Source organism: Xylanibacter brevis ATCC 19188 (assembly GCF_000621725.1).
Lineage (GTDB): Bacteria > Bacteroidota > Bacteroidia > Bacteroidales > Bacteroidaceae > Prevotella > Prevotella brevis.
In genome coordinates this window covers 169,581-185,404 of sequence record NZ_JHXM01000003.1, presented here as the reverse complement: position 1 = coordinate 185,404, position 15,824 = coordinate 169,581, and the positions used below count along the sequence as shown (strand labels likewise).

Genomic DNA, 15,824 nt, shown 5'->3' with positions numbered 1-15,824 from the left:
GATTATATAATTAACTGATTTATGAACTACAGATTTGCTTTACTCTCGTTAGCTGCTGCTTTTGCCATGCAGGGCGCAGCACAGCGTTTCTACATTAGTGTTAAAAAACCAGGCAACAATGCTGTCACCTATCATCTCTCTGAGCAACAGGGACAGCTGAAGGCAGCCAAAGATCTGCCCTTGACCATTACAAAAAATGTGAAGCAGGAAGGCGAAAGCCAGTTGCTTACCATCACTTTCCAGGCCAAGGATCAGGTGTACTTCAACTTCGGTGCGATGCTCCCCACGGAGTTTGCTACCGACGATTGCGACTTCTACCTGCCCGGTTTCTGGTATCACAAGAACCTTCGTTCGCCTAAGGAGGCACCATCGTTCCACACCTCAAAGAGCTGGAACGTGCGCGAAGACCGTCTGTCGTCGCCCCTCACCGGTGTGTTCGATGCTAAGAGTGGCAGCACCCTGACTGTGCTGCGCCAGCTGGATGCCCCCGTCGAGGCACTCACCACCCATCAGGAGGGTGAGGTCATCGTCAGCGGCAAGACTTCGCTGGGCTATCTGGGCTTCGACAATGCCACAGGCAAAGCCAGCCTGACCTTCGGCTATCCTTATATGGAGACGCCTAAGCGCTACATCCGCAAGCTGACGCTGACAGCTCCCATTCAGGCTTTTGCCAGTTTGGAGAAAGGCGCAAAGCAGAGCGTTACCTGGGTCATCACCCGTGGCCAGGCTAAGGACTACGGACAGTTCGTGGCTGATACCTGGAACTTCTGCATGGACGAGATCAACCCTCAGCCCATTCAGCCGCTCTACACCGCTGACGAGATGAAAGCACAGCTGTCTAACTATTTTGCCAAGGGCTATGTTGACAAGTATGCCCTGAAGTATCACTCAGGCCACGGCCTGCGCTGCGACGACTGTATCCCCGTGGATCATGTGCAGCTGGGCTTCTGCGGTCGCGTGTTGCTCAACGGCTTCAATGCCTTGGAGTATGGCGAACAGAAGGGTAATGCCGAGTTCGTACGCATGGGACAGGAGATCTTCAATAGCTGGCTGGAGCATGGTTTCACCGCTCGTGGCTATTTCAAGGAGGACTTCCACATTGCTCGTGGCATTCCTGCCGACAAGGATTGCATCCACAGCATCCGTCAGCAGTCAGAGGCTGTCTATGCCGTGCTTCACTATCTGGCTTACGAGAAGAAACAGGGTCGCCAGCATAAGGACTGGGAGGTGAAGATGCGCACCCTGCTCAACCAGATGTTGCAGTTGCAGAAGGCCGACGGTAGCTTCCCCCGCAAGTATCGCGACGACCACAGCGATGTTGACGCCTCGGGCGGTTCTACCCCCAGTGCCACCTCAACACTGGTCATGGGCTATAAGTTCTTTGGCGACAAGCGCTACCTGGCTGCAGCTAAGCGCACCATCGACTACTTGGAGAAGAACATCATCTCTAAGAGCGACTATTTCTCTTCTACCCTCGATGCTAACTGCGAGGACAAGGAGGCTGCCATCAGCGCCGTCACCGCCACCTACTACATGGCTATGGTCACCAAGAAGCAGGAGCGTCAGCACTACATCGACCTCTGTCAGAAGGCCACCTACTTCGCCCTGTCATGGTACTACCTCTGGGACGTACCCTTCGCTAAAGGACAGATGCTGGGCGACCTGGGCTTCAAGAGCCGTGGCTGGAGTAACGTCTCTGTAGAGAACAACCACATCGACGTGTTTGTCTTCGAGTTGCCCCACATCGTGAAGTGGCTGGGCGAGGAGTTGCGCGAACAGCGCTTCACACAGGCCTACAACCTTATCTACTCATCGCTCAATCAGCTGTTGCCCACACCCGAGCGCCTCTGCGGCATTGGCGTACCGGGCTTCAACCCCGAGGTTGTTCAGCACACCAACTGGGACTACGGTCGCAATGGTAAGGGTTTTTATAACGATATCTTTGCCCCCGGCTGGACCGTTGCATCGCTGTGGGAGATGTATAGTCCCACCCGCACCTCGTCGTTCCTGACCACGAAGAAGTTCTAAGTGAACCACGTCATATCATTGCAGAGAGGATGCGCCCTTGCGCATCCTCTCTTTGTATTATCATAGTTATGCTTTCGTCTTGTTATAGCGGTGCTTCGAGATAAATAATCCGGTGAATTGTGAGGTTTATCGGAATTTTTATTTATTTTTGCAACCAGAACTATTAACTTTATATTGACGACTATGGAACAAGGATCTTTTGTAGAGATATGTGGATATATAGCCACTATTTGTATGGTTCTGGGCTATCTGCCTCAGGCCATCACCACGATTCGTACCCGCAATACCGATGGCATTGCACTGCCCACCTTTCTGATGATGGGTATTGGCGGCATTGCTTTCATGTTGCAGGGACTGCTTCACGAGCCCGACATCATCTGGTCGCTGTTTCTCACCAATCTGGTGACGAGCACATGTAGTCTCATCGTGTTTGCCATCAAAATGTATAACGACTATTTCAAATAGCATGTATTGGAGACTGACCTAGGCTGTTTTCCCACTAAATAGTGGCGTTTCGGTCATCTAAAAGCGCCAGTTTGCTAGTTCACGACTTAAGTCAACAGATCTCACGACTCCAGTCAACAGATCTCACGACTCCAGTCAACAGATCTCACGACTTAAGTCAACAGATCTCACGACTTAAGTCGAAAGATCTCACGACTTAAGTCGAAAGTTGCCAGAGTGCCACTTTTAACGCACTAAAGTGTCACTATCAGCAAGTCAAAGTGCCACTAATCGCTTGGAATAGTGGCACTTTGGCATAGGAACCCCGCTGCCCAGCGCGTCAACCCCCGCTATTACTTAAAAATAAGGAGTGAGGAAGACAGCCTGTGGTGTTGTGAGTTTTCTTTTTTATTGTTTTTGTGTATTAAAAAAAATCCCGAAAGCCATGCGATGTGCTTCCGGGATTTTATAATGAGATTTACCAATAACTATTTGTCTTTCTTAGGCAGGTGGAATCTGTATTTGTTGGTGAACAGCTCCCTCACGGTGTTAATCTCCAGGAACTTGGTGCCACCGCACTCGCCCACATTACCACTCAGATAGGCAATCTTGTCGTCGTCCTCCAGGTAACCCTTCTGGCGCAGCATGCGTACGGCAGCCAGGAAGAGCTCTTCGCTGTCGATGTGCTCCTTCTGATAGACAGGAATGACGCCATAGCTGAGGTTCAGTAGGCGCTGCACCTTTTCATGGTAGCAGATGGCCAGCACGGGGTTGGGACCACGGAAGGCTGCCAGCGAACGGGCGGTAAGACCTGTGGTACAGTCGGTGATGATGCCTTTAACACCCAGCTTCTCGGTGGCTTCGATAGCGCTGTGCGACATGAACTCGCGGATGTCGCAGTCGGAAGACAGGGGAATCTCGATGTCGTTCTCGCGCAACTTGTCGCGCTCGGCCTGTTCGGCAATCTGTGCCATGGTGGTAACGGCCTCGATGGGGTACTTACCGCTGGCGGTCTCGCCCGAGAGCATCAGCGCATCGGTGCGGTAGTAGATGGCGTTGGCAATATCGGTCACCTCGGCACGGGTGGGTCGAGGATTCTGAATCATGGAGTGAAGCATCTGGGTGGCCACGATAACGGGCTTCTTGGCCTGCACACACTTGCGGATGATGCGGCGCTGAATGCCGGGGATGCGCTCGATGGGTACTTCGATACCCAGGTCGCCACGGGCAATCATGATGCCATAGGAAGCCTCGATAATCTCGTCGATGTTGTCCACACCCTCCTGATTCTCAATCTTTGAGATAATCTTGATGTCGGAATTGTAGGCATCGAGGATGGCCTGTACGGCACGTACGTCGGCAGCTGAGCGAACAAATGAGTGGGCAATGAAGTCGATGTCGAGCTCAATGGCCAGCATGATGTTCTTGCGGTCTTTCTCGGTGAGGGCAGGCAGGTCGATGTGAATGCCAGGCACGTTGACGCTCTTGCGTGAGCCCAGCACACCGTCGTTCTTCACCTGAGCCACGATTTGCGGACCACTGATGCCAATGACCTGCATATCGAGTGCACCATCGTCGAAGAGTATATGGCAGCCTTCATGCACATCGGCAGCGAAGTTCTTATAGGTGACGTTCACGATGTCGTGGGTGGTCTCCATCTCTGGGCGGCCAAAGATCTTCACCACGTCGCCCGTCTTATACTGGATGGGCTCTGCACAAGCGGTGGTGCGTACCTCGGGACCCTTGGTGTCAATCATGATGCCGATGTGATGACTCACCTCGCGCACGTTCTTTACAATCTGACGGATGCCCTCTTCTGGAGCGTGCGCAGTGTTCATGCGAACCACGTTCATACCTGCATTAAAAAGCGAGCGAATGAACTCTGTGTCGCAACGTCTGTCGCTGATGGATGCTACAATTTTAGTCTGCTTCATATAATCTTTTTACCATTGTACCTGAATTCGACTGCAAAGGTACAAAAGATTTCTGAAATAACGGTGAGTGACAGGTAATTATTTGATATATTTCAAGCCGTTTTTGAACAAAAAACTGGAAACATCCTTGTGAAGGCAATCGAATGCACAAAAAGTTTGTCGTCAATAGTTTTGCGTTTACAATTATTAGTTGTAACTTTGCGCCAAAATTCAAGGGGTGCCGGAGTCTGTTGGCCGGCTGAGATGATACCCTCTAAACCTGATGCGGGTCATACCGACGTAGGGATGGAATTGTCAGCCAGCGCAAGCACGCACACCCCGTAACTTGATAGTAATAACATAAAGAAAAGGGATGAAAAGGATTCTTTTGGGATTAACAGCATTCACAGTCGTGAATGCAATGGTAGCCGAACCTATTGATTCGTTGAAAATGGAGCAACTGCACGAGGTGGTTGTGAGTGGTGTGCGCACGCAGAAGAACGCCCCCTATGCGGTGGCTAATGTGAAGCAGAAGGAGCTGAGCGCATTCTCTACATCGGGACGTGAGTTGCCTTTCCTGTTTGCACGTACGCCGGGTGTGACGGCCTGGAGTGAGAACGGCATGGGCACGGGTACGACGAAGTTGGCCATCCGTGGTGCGGGCGATTCGCGTATCAACGTGACGCTGGACGGTGTGCCCCTCAACTCGCCCGAGGACCAGTGTGTGTTCTGGGTAAACATGAACTCGTATGCGTCGATGCTGCAGTCGGCACAGATACAGCGTGGCGTGGGCACCTCGACCAATGGCGACGGCGCCTTTGGCGGAACGGTGGCGCTGCAGTCGAAGGCGCCATCGATGAAGGCTGGGGCAGAGCTGAACAGTTCGTTCGGAAGTTATAACACATATAATATAGGTGGAACCTTTACGACAGGCCTGATGTTCAACCACCTGGTGGTGGACGGAGCCTATCACACCACAGGAACGGGCGGCTATGTGCATGGCACCGCTGGACGTTCGGGTTCTTACTATGGCGGCCTGACCTGGTTGAACGACCGACTGCAGATCAGTTATAAGCATTTTGGTAACTTTGAGAAGACGGGACAGGCCTGGAACGGCATCACGCCTGGCGACGGCGATCTGTCGCTGATGGACGGTACCTGGGGTGCCAACACGGGTATTAAGGACTATGCCGACCTGTACAAGGCAGGGCTGGGACGCTATAACGACCTGTATGAACACATGGTGAACTTGGGCAGTGAGTTCGCCCGCGATGCCGAGGGCCGCTACATCACCGAGCGCTATCAGTTGAACGACGGCACGCTGTGGAGCGGTGCTACCGATAACTTCTGGCAGGGACACAACATCCTGAGCGGTGCCTTCCAGTTGTCTGACCGCTGGGCTGCTACGCTGACAGCACATTATACCCATGGTCACGGTTACTATCAGGACCTGAAGTATAATAAGAAGCTGGCTAAGTACGGACTGGAGCCTTTCTTCGATGCACAGGGCAACCAGGTGAAAACGAGTACTTTTATCCGCAAGAAAGGCATGAGTCAGGATGCCTACGGTGCACTGGGTAACGTGAACTATAAGGACCTGCGTTGGAATATCATTGGCGGCTTCTCTCTGCAGCAGTTCAAAGGCGATCACTACAGTCGCCTGACCTATGCTGAGAACAAAGAGCTGCACGACGCCCGCATTGGTCGCGAGGGATACGACATGAACTACTCGGAAGCTACGAAGAACGATGCCAACGTCTATCTGAAGGCTGCTTATGAGCTGACCAGCAACTGGAGCGCCTTTGTCGATGCACAGTATCGCTATGTGGGCTATAAGACGGACGGCACAAACGACGCTTTCTATACCAACGGTGCCGGCAAACTGGTGGCTCAGCAACTGGATGTTGACGAGACCTATCATTTCTTCAACCCCAAAGCTGGCGTGAGCTACAACCATGGTCCACACCATGCCTACGTTTCGGTGGCCATGAGTCATCGCGAGCCAGAGCGCAACAACTTCACCGACAACTACAACTATCCTTTCCCCAAGGCCGAGCAGGTGATAGACTATGAGGCGGGCTATAACTTCTCATCGCGCAACTTCCGTGCCGGTGCTAACTTCTACTATATGGACTATAAAGACCAGTTTGTGAAAACTGGTGCCATGAGCGATATCGGCGAGGCGCTGACCACCAATATCAAGGACTCTTATCGCATGGGTGTGGAGCTGACTGCTGCCTGGGACATCTGTCCGCTGCTGACCATCGAGGGTAATGCAGCCCTGAGTCAGAACAAGATTAAGAACTTCGACGAGGTGGTAGAAGTGGACTGGCATGGCGTGGAGACCTTCCACTACGACAACTCAACACTGGCTTGTTCGCCATCTGCGGTGCTGAATGGTTTTGTGGACTTCCATTATAAAGGCTTCAAGGCTACTTGGCACACCAACTACGTGTCGCGCCAGTATCTGGACAACACCGAGTGTCGCGACCGCTCGCTGCCTGCCTACACCTTCAGCAACCTCTACCTGAGCTACACCTCGAAGGTGAAGAAGGTGGCTCCGCTGAAGGAGGTGGAACTGGGACTGACGTTCAACAACGTGTTTAACGCTCACTATGCTACGGCGGCGTATGTCTATTCTTGCATAGCCAGCGGCAGTCATCCCAACGACAACCGCTACTATCAGCTCTACTTCTTCCCCATGACCACCGGTACGGCCATGGCCAACCTGACGCTGAGATTCTAACACAAGATGATGATTGTTGACTATATACAGACACACCAGCTCGAGTGCTTCTCTATGGCACTGGGGCTGGTGTATCTTTGGTGCGAGTATCGCGCCAGCATCTTGCTGTGGTTCGTGGGCATCGTGATGCCACTGGTGGACATTGTGCTCTACTGGCAAAACGGACTCTATGCCGACTCGGTGATGGATGGCTACTATGCTGTGGCTGCCATCTGGGGCTTTTGCATGTGGCAGTGGGGAAAAAAAGAGGGGACGAAAGTCTCTGGAGGAAAGGAGAAACACTTGGAGATAGGCCATTTTCCTATCGCTAAGCTGCTGCCTGTGACGGCGGCTTTCCTGGCCGTCTGGGCCATGGTGTGGCTGTGGCTGACGTACGGCACACCGTCGAACGTGCCTATCAGCGATAGCTTTGTCAATGCCCTGAGCATCATTGGCCTGTGGGCATTGTCGAGAAAATACATCGAACAATGGTTCATCTGGGTGGTGGTGGATGCCATCAAGGTGGCACTCTATGCCTATAAAGGCATCCCGGTGAAGGGCAGCTACTATGCCATCAGTGTGGTGATAGCCGTGTTGGGCTATCTGAAATGGCGTCGTATGATGCAGAAACGGGCTGCTAACCCAACCACTTGCTGAGTCTGTCGAGGGCTATCTCGGTCTGCTCGTGGCTGTTGAACGCCGTCAGACGGACATAGCCTTCGCCACTAGGACCAAACCCTACGCCCGGGGTACATACCACATGGGCTCCATAAAGCATCTCTTCGAAGTAGCGCCACGATGAGGCTCCGTTGGGTGTCTTCATCCAAAGGTAGGGCGCGTTCTGTCCGCCATAGACCTCGACACCCAGTTTGGTGAGCACGTCTTTCATGTGGCGCGCATTCTCCATATAGTAATTGATGGTCTCGCGGACCTGTTGCTTGCCTTCGGGCGAGTAGGTGGCCTCGGCACCTCGCTGCGTGATGTAGCTGGTGCCGTTGAACTTGGTGCACTGACGGCGATACCACAACTGGTTCAGATGGATGCGCTCACCGTTGAGGGTTGAGGCTGTCACCTCGTGGGGCACCACAGTATAACCACAGCGGAGGCCGGTGAAACCTGCTGTCTTTGAGTAACTGTGAAACTCGATGGCGCACTTGCGGGCTCCTTTGATCTCGTAGATAGAGTGGGGTACGTCGTCGTCCTGGATGTAGGCTTCGTAGGCAGCGTCAAAGAAAATAAGGGCATCGTTGTGCAGGGCGTAGTTCACCCACTGGCGCAACTGCTGCTTGGTGAGGGCGATACCCGTGGGATTGTTGGGATAGCAGAGGTAGATAATGTCCACGCGCTGCTTGGGTATCTGAGGGATGAAGTTGTTGTCTGCGGTGCAGGGAATATAGAAAACGTTGGACCAGCGGCCGTCCTCAATGGTGCCGGCGCGGCCAATCATCACATTAGAATCGATATAGACGGGATAGATGGGGTCGGTGACACTGATGCTGTTGTCCCAGCGCACCAGTTCCTGGATGTTGCCCGTGTCGCTCTTGGCACCATCGTTGACGAAAATCTCGTCGGCATCCAAGTGGATACCACGTGCCAAGAAGTCGTGCTTCAGGATGGCATCGCGCAGGAAGTCGTAGCCTTGCTCGGGGCCATAGCCGCGAAAACCTTCCTCTGTGCCCATCTCGTCGACGGCGAGGTGCATGGCTTGGCGCACGGCAGGACAAAGGGGCTGCGTGACATCACCGATACCTAGGGTGATCACGTTGACGCGTGGATTCATAGTGCGGAAGATCTTTACCTTCTTTGCTACATCTGCAAAGAGGTAGTTGTTGGGCAGCTTCAGGAAATGTTCATTGACTAATGCCATAAGCGGTCTGACTCTATAATAAACAATGATGGTGCAAAGGTACGAATAATATCTCGTTTCTTTGCACCAATCTTATTTAATTTGTGTTGTGTTGCGACGGGATTTGTGGGGCAGAACCGAGGTTCTTGGCTGCAAAATTACTCATTTTTTATACAAGAATGGGATGAACGACGTGTTCTTTTATCTTAAAAATGACAATAAGTAACAAAGTGTAATAAATGATTATCGCGCTTCTTACAATCCGAAAGGATAATATGGGTGAAATATAACAAATTGTAAATATGTGGAGAATTATTGTTCTTTTATGGGGACGGATAAAGGGTAAAAAGCCAAGGTGATATGGCTAAGATGATATGAAGATGATAAAAATACAAAAATTCTATAAAAGATTTCTTGGTGTAATGAATAATAGTTACCTTTGCACCAAAACTAGATGATGAGTCCTGGAATGTTACATAGGATACCTTCCCGATTGCTTTTCTTGTTCTGCTCTTTGTTGAGTTGGACGGGTATATGGGCTCGAAAGGGCAATGACGACCAAGAGATGGAGATGCGTTCTCGTTCGGCGAGAGATGTGTCAAGGTCGGTGAGAGATGTGTCAAGGTCGATGAAAGATTATCCGGAAGGTCTGGATGGTCTGGAAGGCTTGGACGATACGCCGACCAGTCTTTGGGACTCTATGGCGTCAAACATCACTGTGGAACTAATATTCTGGTTGGTTGTTTTGGTGATAGCATGTTATGTATTTGGAAAAATTTGGAAAGGCTGTAGCTATTTATTGATATTGTATGCAGCGATTATGTACTTTATATACATTAATGACTAGGTTATTATTTACTTTTTTCTTTTTGATATCCGCGATGGGCATGAGTGCTCAGGGTATGGTGCGCGGATTAGTGGCTGATAAGCAGACCGACGAGGTGCTGCAGTTTGTCAACGTACGAGTGACCGATGCCAACGGTAAGTTGGTGGGTGGCGGAATGACCGATGAAAAGGGCCATTTCGGAGTAAGTGGACTGAAGGATGGTGAATATAGTTTGCAGCTGTCTTTTGTAGGCTATAAGCCTGTCAACAGGACGTTTCAGATAACGCCCCAGAAGCGCACGGCGCATTTCAACCGCGTGTTTATGGCGGTAGATGCCCAGACGCTGAAGGAGGTGCAGATCACGGGCCAGCGTTCGCAGATGAAACTGGAGGTGGATCGTAAGACCTTCACGGTCGATGAGGTGCTGGCGGCTGCCGGTGGTAGTGTGACAGACCTGCTCGAGAATATCCCCAGTGTGGAGGTGACCACCGATGGACAGATCTCGCTGCGCGGCAACTCGAGTGTGGAGGTGTGGATCAACGGTAAGGCCAGCGGACTGACCAGCGACAACCGTGCTGAGATTCTGCAGCAGATTCCTGCCGAGAGCATCGAGCGTATCGAGGTTATCGACAACCCCAGTGCGAAGTTCTCGCCCGAGGGAACAGCCGGTATTATCAATATCATCTTGAAGCGTGATCGTCGTGCGGGCTATTATGGGTCGGTGCAGACGGGTGTGAACCAGCAGGGCGGTTGGAACCTGGGTGGTAATATCAACTACTCGTCGAAGTGGTTTGATGCGTTTGCCAACGTGGGCTATCGTCGTCGTAAGGGCGATGGTGGCAGTAAGAGTGAACAATACTATAAGGATGCCAACGGCAACCGTAGCGACTATCAGATGATTGACGGTGAAGATAATAACCGTGGTGGCGGCCTCTTTATGCGTGGCGGCCTGACCTTCCACATGACCGAAAACGATGACTTGTCGCTGACGGGCATGATGATGCGTGGTAACCACTCTAACGATAATAAGACGACTTATCGCTATGGCAACGTGGTGACGGGCGACGACCGACAGATGCTGCGCACTACAACGGGCGATGGCGATCATCATATGTACAACGGCGAACTGTCGTTTACGCATAAGTTCAACGAACAAGGTACGCATAAGCTGGATGCTTCGCTGTCGTTCAACAAGTGGACCAGCGATGGCTCGAATACCTATCGCAACGATACGACCTACTTCGATGATAGAGTGCCTACCTACAGCCTGCAATACCGTCCGATGAATATCAACAACCAGGCTTGGGAGGCCAAGGTGGACTACGAGAACCAGTTGACCGAGGCCTTGAAGCTGGAGGCTGGCTACAATGGTCGTTTCTCGCATGAGAACACGCCGCAGGAGTCGCAGATGTGGAACCAGAAGACTCAGCAGTATGAGGATGAGCCTTATTTCTACAACCGCTTCATCTACGACATGGATGTGCATGCACTCTATGCCACCGGCAACCTGAAGGTGGGCCGTATGGGCATCATGGCCGGACTGCGTGGTGAGTATTGGCGCGTGGATACCAAGAGCCGTGACTACGATGGTGCAGAAGAGCCTTTCAAGAAGGACTATTTCCAGCTGTTTCCCTCGCTGTTCTTGAACTACGAACTGACGAAGACGTCACAGTTGCAGTTAAACTATACACGTCGTCTGCGTCGTCCTTGGGGCGGACAGCTGAACTCGTTCAAGAACACACGTGATGCTTCGATGATTGAGTTTGGTAACCCTGAGCTGACACCTGAGTACACCAACTCGTTCTCGGTGAACTATCTGAAGACGTGGGCTGCTCACACTTTGTCGCTGGGCACCTACTATCGTCCGACGACCGATGTGATGCAGCGCGTGCGCTATCAGGGCGTCTACAATGATCAGCCAGTGATGTTTATGACCAACCTGAACGTGGCAAAGAGTCAGAGTGCAGGTGCCGAACTGATATTGAAGGACAAGCTGTTCCGCATTCTCGACCTGACCACCACGCTGAATGCTTACTACTATAAGCTGGATGGCTTCTCTACATTGGTAGAGGGACAGACCGTGACTGGTGCCAGCGATGAGAACTTTGCTTGGGATGCCCGCGTGCTGGCTTCTGTCATCCTGCCTTACAGCATCTCGCTGCAGGCTACGGGCAACTACCGTTCGCGTTCGGTGATCACACAGGGTTATCGCAAGGCCAACGGCAGTCTGGACCTGGGCGTGAGAAAGACGTTCCTCGACAAGACCTTTGTTGTGGCGCTGAACTGGCGCGACGTGTTCAACACCCGTCAGTTTGAGAACTATACCGAGGGTCCCACGTTCTGGCGCCATCAGAAAAACTGGCGCGACCCGCGCATCAATCTGCAGCTGACATGGAACTTTGGCAATATGAACCAAAAGAAACGTCAGGGACGCGATGAGATGCAAGGCGGTGAGGATGATACCGAGAGCTTTGGCGGTTACGAACAATAAAAATAAGGTGTCATTCCTTTGTGGTGTGGAAAGAATGTAGTAACTTTGCACCCAGAAATCGTTAATTATTAAATAAGTAAGGACTAAATATGTCATATTTCTTTTCTTCAGAATCGGTGTCGGAAGGACATCCTGACAAAGTGGCCGACCAGATTAGTGACGCACTGCTGGATCAGTTTTTGGCCTACGATGAAAAGGCGCATTGTGCCATCGAGACCTTCGTGACGACAGGTCAGGTGGTGATCATGGGCGAGGTACGCAGTGATGTGTATATCGACCTGCCAACTATTGCAAGAAAAACTATCAAGAAGATTGGTTATACGAAGGCAGAATATCAGTTCGATGGTAATTCGTGCGGTATTCTGACTGCTATCCACGAGCAGAGTGCCGATATCAACCGTGGTGTGGAGCGCGAGGATGATGAGAATCAGGGCGCTGGCGACCAGGGTATGATGTTCGGATATGCTACCAACGAGACAGAGAGCTATATGCCTGTGTCGCTCGACTTGGCCCACCTGATTATGATCACGCTGGCCGAGATTCGTAAGGAGGGCAAGGTGATGACTTATCTGCGTCCCGACTCAAAGAGTCAGGTCACGGTGCAGTATAGCGATGCCGGTATTCCTGAGCGCATAGACACTATCGTGGTTTCTACACAGCACGATGAGTTTGATGAGGACGAGCCTATGCTCGCTAAGATTAAAGAGGATGTGATCAATATCCTGATGCCTCGTGTTATGGCGAAGATTCACTCAGAGAAGGTATTGGCCCTCTTTGGCGATGATATTAAGTATTACGTGAACCCCACTGGTAAGTTTGTGATTGGTGGTCCTCACGGAGACACCGGTCTCACGGGTCGTAAGATCATTGTAGATACCTACGGTGGTAAGGGTGCACACGGTGGTGGTGCCTTCAGTGGTAAAGATCCCTCGAAGGTGGACCGCTCGGCTGCCTATGCTGCCCGTCACATTGCCAAGAACATGGTGGCTGCTGGTGTGGCCGACGAGATGCTGGTGCAGGTGAGCTACGCCATCGGTATGGCTCAGCCCATGAATATCTATGTGAACACCTATGGTCGCTCGCATGTGAACATGAGTGATGCTGAGATTGCAAAGCGCATCGAGAAGTTGTTTGACCTGCGTCCAAAGGCTATTGAGCGCAGTCTGAAACTGCGTCAGCCCATGTATCTGGAGACGGCGGCTTATGGTCATATGGGACGTCAGTCTGAGGTGGTGACAAAGACCTTCACCAGTCATTATCACGAAACAAAGACGATGGACATCGAACTGTTTACATGGGAGAAACTGGACCGTGTAGATGATATCAAGCGTGAGTTCTCGTTATGAATGATACCCTGGAGGTAGCGGCACAAACTGGCATCGACCAGTTGAATATCGCGAACTTCGTTTCGAGAGACTCTATCAATGTGGTGTCAGGAATAGGTGTTGCAGGCGACCCTATCCCTGACACCATTACTAATAGCACCTTTTTCACGCTGTTGCTGTTGGTGTGCTTCATGGTCTATGTGGTCTCGATAGCACGCACCATCGGCTATGCCAGTCATCGCCTGAGAGAGCTGTTCTATACCTCTCGTGAGGTGGATGCCATGGGTGATACCAGTGAAGAGAAGTTTTTTCAGGTGTCACTTATCACGGTGAACTGTCTGATGCTGGCTTTCTTCTCCTTCTGTTGGGCCACACGGAAGTTGGGACTTGCCTTTCTTAGCGACAACCGCACGCTGTTCTTGCTGGCAGCCTTTAGTGGTTTTGCCCTATACTTTGTGTTCAAATGGTTGCTCTATTCTGGTGTGAATTTTGTCTTCTATAGGAGTAAAGAGAACTTACATTGGATGAGAATACAACGCTTCCTTTGGGTGCTGGAAGGCGTTATAACTCACCCCGTTATACTGCTGTTGGTGTATTTTGATTTATCCATAGAAAAAGTGGCTTTTTTCTTCATTTTAGTTCTCATTTTACTTAAAATAATAGCATTTTATAAGGTAAAAAGCATCTTTTTCGTTCAAAAAGGCTTATTTTTGCAATCTTTTTTGTATTTTTGTGCCCTCGAAATCGCTCCATTCGTGGCCTTGATAGGTTTTATGGAGAAGATTGTTGATACTTTATAAAATAAAATATTAGGACAAGAGATGATCAAGAAGATTTTGGTTTCACAACCGAAGCCTACGAGTGAGAAATCACCCTACTTTGATATAGCATCACGATTTGGTGTGGAGCTGGTGTTCCGCCCATTTATCAAAGTAGAGGGTATCAGCGCCCGTGAATTCAGAACACAGAAGGTCAGCATTCTCGACTATACTGCTATTGTGTTCACCTCTCGCCATGCCATCGATCACTTCTTTGCATTGGCAAAAGAAATGCGTGTTGCAATCCCCGAAGATATGAAGTACTTCTGTGTGACAGAGACCATAGCACTCTACATTCAAAAGTACGTGCAGTATCGCAAGCGCAAGGTGTTCTTTGGTACAACTGGTAAGATTGATGACCTGATACCAACCATGGTTAAGCACAAGACCGAGAAGTATCTTGTTCCTATGAGTGATGTACACAACGACTCTGTGGCTCGTCTGCTTGACTCTAAGAAGCTGAACCACACTGAGTGCGTGATGTATAAGACGGTGAGCAACGACTTCACCCCCGAGGAGGTTGAGGCTTTCGACTACGACATGCTGGTGTTCTTCAGCCCTGCAGGTATTGAGTCGCTGACCAAAAACTTCCCCAACTTCGACCAGGGCGAGATTGCTATCGCCACATTTGGTCCTGCCACAGCCAAGGCGGTGCAGGATGCTGGTCTGCGCTTGGATTTGTCTGCTCCTTCAGAGAAGTATCCTTCCATGACAAGTGCCTTGCAGCATTTCCTGATCATGCAAGAAGATTAAAAGCATATAATATTATATATTGTGACGGCTTCGGCTATATTCCAGAAACGAGAGCGAATCGTCAGCCGAAAACTGATGGATGAGCTCTTTGGTGGCGACCACAGTCATGCCGTGGTGGCCTTTCCGCTGAAAGCCGTTTATTTAGTTAAAGAGCACCTTGACGAGCAAGTGTCAGTCGAGGTGCTCATTAGTGTTTCTAAGAAGCACTTCAAGCATGCGGTGGATCGCAACAGGGTGAAGCGTCAGGTGCGTGAAGCCTACCGCAAGCAGAAACAGCTGTTGGCCGATAGAGTAGGCGATGGGATGATGGTTGCTGTGGCATTCATTTGGATGTCCAACCAACATATATCTTCTGCCGAGGTGGACAGTCGTGTGAAGCATATCCTGATGCGCATCGCAAAGAAGATTGGGAATGAATAGTGTGCGTAAGTTGATACTGACCGTGCTGAAGTGGCTGTTGCTGATGCCTATTATCTTCTATCAGCGCTGTATCAGTCCGTTTACACCTCCTTCCTGTCGTTTTACCCCCACTTGTTCGCAGTATGCCAAAGAGGCAATCATTAAACATGGCCCGTTTAAGGGTCTGGCTTTAGCCGTTTGGCGCATCCTGCGTTGCAACCCGTGGGGCGGTTCTGGGTATGATCCGGTGCCTTGA

12 protein-coding genes and 1 riboswitch are annotated in these 15,824 nt (G+C 50.9%); of the genes, 10 read left to right on the top strand and 2 right to left on the bottom strand.

Annotation, left to right across the window (positions count from 1 at the left end; translation table 11 throughout):
* The first annotated feature begins 21 nt into the window (after window positions 1-21).
* Window positions 22-2,028, top strand: coding sequence for a hypothetical protein (locus T433_RS0102685; RefSeq protein WP_027454750.1), 2,007 nt, complete (start codon window positions 22-24; stop codon window positions 2,026-2,028).
* 183 nt (window positions 2,029-2,211) lie between these two features.
* Window positions 2,212-2,493: a SemiSWEET family sugar transporter gene (locus T433_RS0102680; protein ID WP_027449270.1), complete on the top strand. Its 282-nt coding sequence runs from the start codon at window positions 2,212-2,214 to the stop codon at window positions 2,491-2,493.
* Window positions 2,494-2,960: 467 nt separating this feature from the next.
* Here the strand turns inward: T433_RS0102680 and pyk are convergent, their stop codons facing one another.
* Window positions 2,961-4,406 (bottom strand): pyruvate kinase, encoded by a 1,446-nt coding sequence (pyk, locus tag T433_RS0102675; RefSeq protein WP_027454749.1) that lies wholly within the window; start codon window positions 4,404-4,406, stop codon window positions 2,961-2,963.
* A 203-nt stretch (window positions 4,407-4,609) separates the two neighbouring features.
* A riboswitch (TPP riboswitch) is annotated at window positions 4,610-4,709 on the top strand.
* A 49-nt stretch (window positions 4,710-4,758) separates the two neighbouring features.
* On the opposite strand from pyk, the gene T433_RS0102670 reads away from it, so the two are divergent.
* Together T433_RS0102670 and pnuC are read left to right on the top strand one after the other, a co-directional pair.
* Window positions 4,759-7,131: a TonB-dependent receptor gene (locus tag T433_RS0102670; RefSeq protein WP_027454748.1), complete on the top strand. Its 2,373-nt coding sequence runs from the start codon at window positions 4,759-4,761 to the stop codon at window positions 7,129-7,131.
* 6 nt (window positions 7,132-7,137) lie between these two features.
* Window positions 7,138-7,767, top strand: a complete 630-nt coding sequence (pnuC, locus tag T433_RS0102665) for a nicotinamide riboside transporter PnuC (RefSeq protein ID WP_345938755.1) — start codon at window positions 7,138-7,140, stop codon at window positions 7,765-7,767.
* Here the strand turns inward: pnuC and T433_RS0102660 are convergent.
* Window positions 7,748-8,977: an LL-diaminopimelate aminotransferase gene (locus T433_RS0102660; RefSeq protein WP_027454746.1), complete on the bottom strand. Its 1,230-nt coding sequence runs from the start codon at window positions 8,975-8,977 to the stop codon at window positions 7,748-7,750. The genes pnuC and T433_RS0102660 overlap by 20 nt on opposite strands.
* Before the next feature lie 848 nt (window positions 8,978-9,825).
* Here T433_RS0102660 and T433_RS0102650 point away from each other — a divergent pair.
* The 6 genes from T433_RS0102650 (at window position 9,826) to yidD (ending at window position 15,824) form a co-directional block, all read left to right on the top strand.
* Window positions 9,826-12,273 carry a TonB-dependent receptor gene (locus T433_RS0102650; protein WP_248616460.1) on the top strand — a complete coding sequence of 816 codons (2,448 nt, stop codon included), beginning with the start codon at window positions 9,826-9,828 and terminating at the stop codon, window positions 12,271-12,273.
* A gap of 89 nt (window positions 12,274-12,362) precedes the next feature.
* Window positions 12,363-13,619 carry a methionine adenosyltransferase gene (metK, locus tag T433_RS0102645; RefSeq protein ID WP_027449263.1) on the top strand — a complete coding sequence of 419 codons (1,257 nt, stop codon included), beginning with the start codon at window positions 12,363-12,365 and terminating at the stop codon, window positions 13,617-13,619.
* The gene (locus T433_RS14420) at window positions 13,616-14,398 is read left to right on the top strand and encodes a DUF4271 domain-containing protein (protein WP_052356955.1); all 783 of its coding nucleotides are present in this window, start codon (window positions 13,616-13,618) and stop codon (window positions 14,396-14,398) included. Before metK ends, T433_RS14420 begins: the two co-directional genes overlap by 4 nt.
* A 21-nt stretch (window positions 14,399-14,419) precedes the next feature.
* Entirely contained in the window at window positions 14,420-15,169 is a 750-nt protein-coding gene (locus T433_RS0102635; protein ID WP_027449262.1) for a uroporphyrinogen-III synthase, read from the top strand.
* Window positions 15,170-15,190: 21 nt separating this feature from the next.
* The gene (rnpA, locus tag T433_RS0102630; protein WP_027454743.1) at window positions 15,191-15,589 is read left to right on the top strand and encodes a ribonuclease P protein component; all 399 of its coding nucleotides are present in this window, start codon (window positions 15,191-15,193) and stop codon (window positions 15,587-15,589) included.
* Window positions 15,582-15,824 carry a membrane protein insertion efficiency factor YidD gene (gene yidD, locus T433_RS0102625; protein WP_027449260.1) on the top strand — a complete coding sequence of 81 codons (243 nt, stop codon included), beginning with the start codon at window positions 15,582-15,584 and terminating at the stop codon, window positions 15,822-15,824. Before rnpA ends, yidD begins: the two co-directional genes overlap by 8 nt.

Excerpts from the sequence above, each read along its gene's own strand:
- T433_RS0102670 (WP_027454748.1), top strand. The coding sequence starts at position 4,759 with ATGAAAAGGATTCTTTTGGGATTAACAGCATTCACAGTCGTGAATGCA.
- metK (WP_027449263.1), top strand. The coding sequence starts at position 12,363 with ATGTCATATTTCTTTTCTTCAGAATCGGTGTCGGAAGGACATCCTGAC.
- T433_RS0102685 (WP_027454750.1), top strand. The coding sequence starts at position 22 with ATGAACTACAGATTTGCTTTACTCTCGTTAGCTGCTGCTTTTGCCATG.
- T433_RS0102635 (WP_027449262.1), top strand. The coding sequence starts at position 14,420 with ATGATCAAGAAGATTTTGGTTTCACAACCGAAGCCTACGAGTGAGAAA.
- yidD (WP_027449260.1), top strand. The coding sequence starts at position 15,582 with ATGAATAGTGTGCGTAAGTTGATACTGACCGTGCTGAAGTGGCTGTTG.
- T433_RS0102660 (WP_027454746.1), bottom strand. The coding sequence starts at position 8,977 with ATGGCATTAGTCAATGAACATTTCCTGAAGCTGCCCAACAACTACCTC.
- pnuC (WP_345938755.1), top strand. The coding sequence starts at position 7,138 with ATGATGATTGTTGACTATATACAGACACACCAGCTCGAGTGCTTCTCT.
- pyk (WP_027454749.1), bottom strand. The coding sequence starts at position 4,406 with ATGAAGCAGACTAAAATTGTAGCATCCATCAGCGACAGACGTTGCGAC.
- T433_RS14420 (WP_052356955.1), top strand. The coding sequence starts at position 13,616 with ATGAATGATACCCTGGAGGTAGCGGCACAAACTGGCATCGACCAGTTG.
- T433_RS0102680 (WP_027449270.1), top strand. The coding sequence starts at position 2,212 with ATGGAACAAGGATCTTTTGTAGAGATATGTGGATATATAGCCACTATT.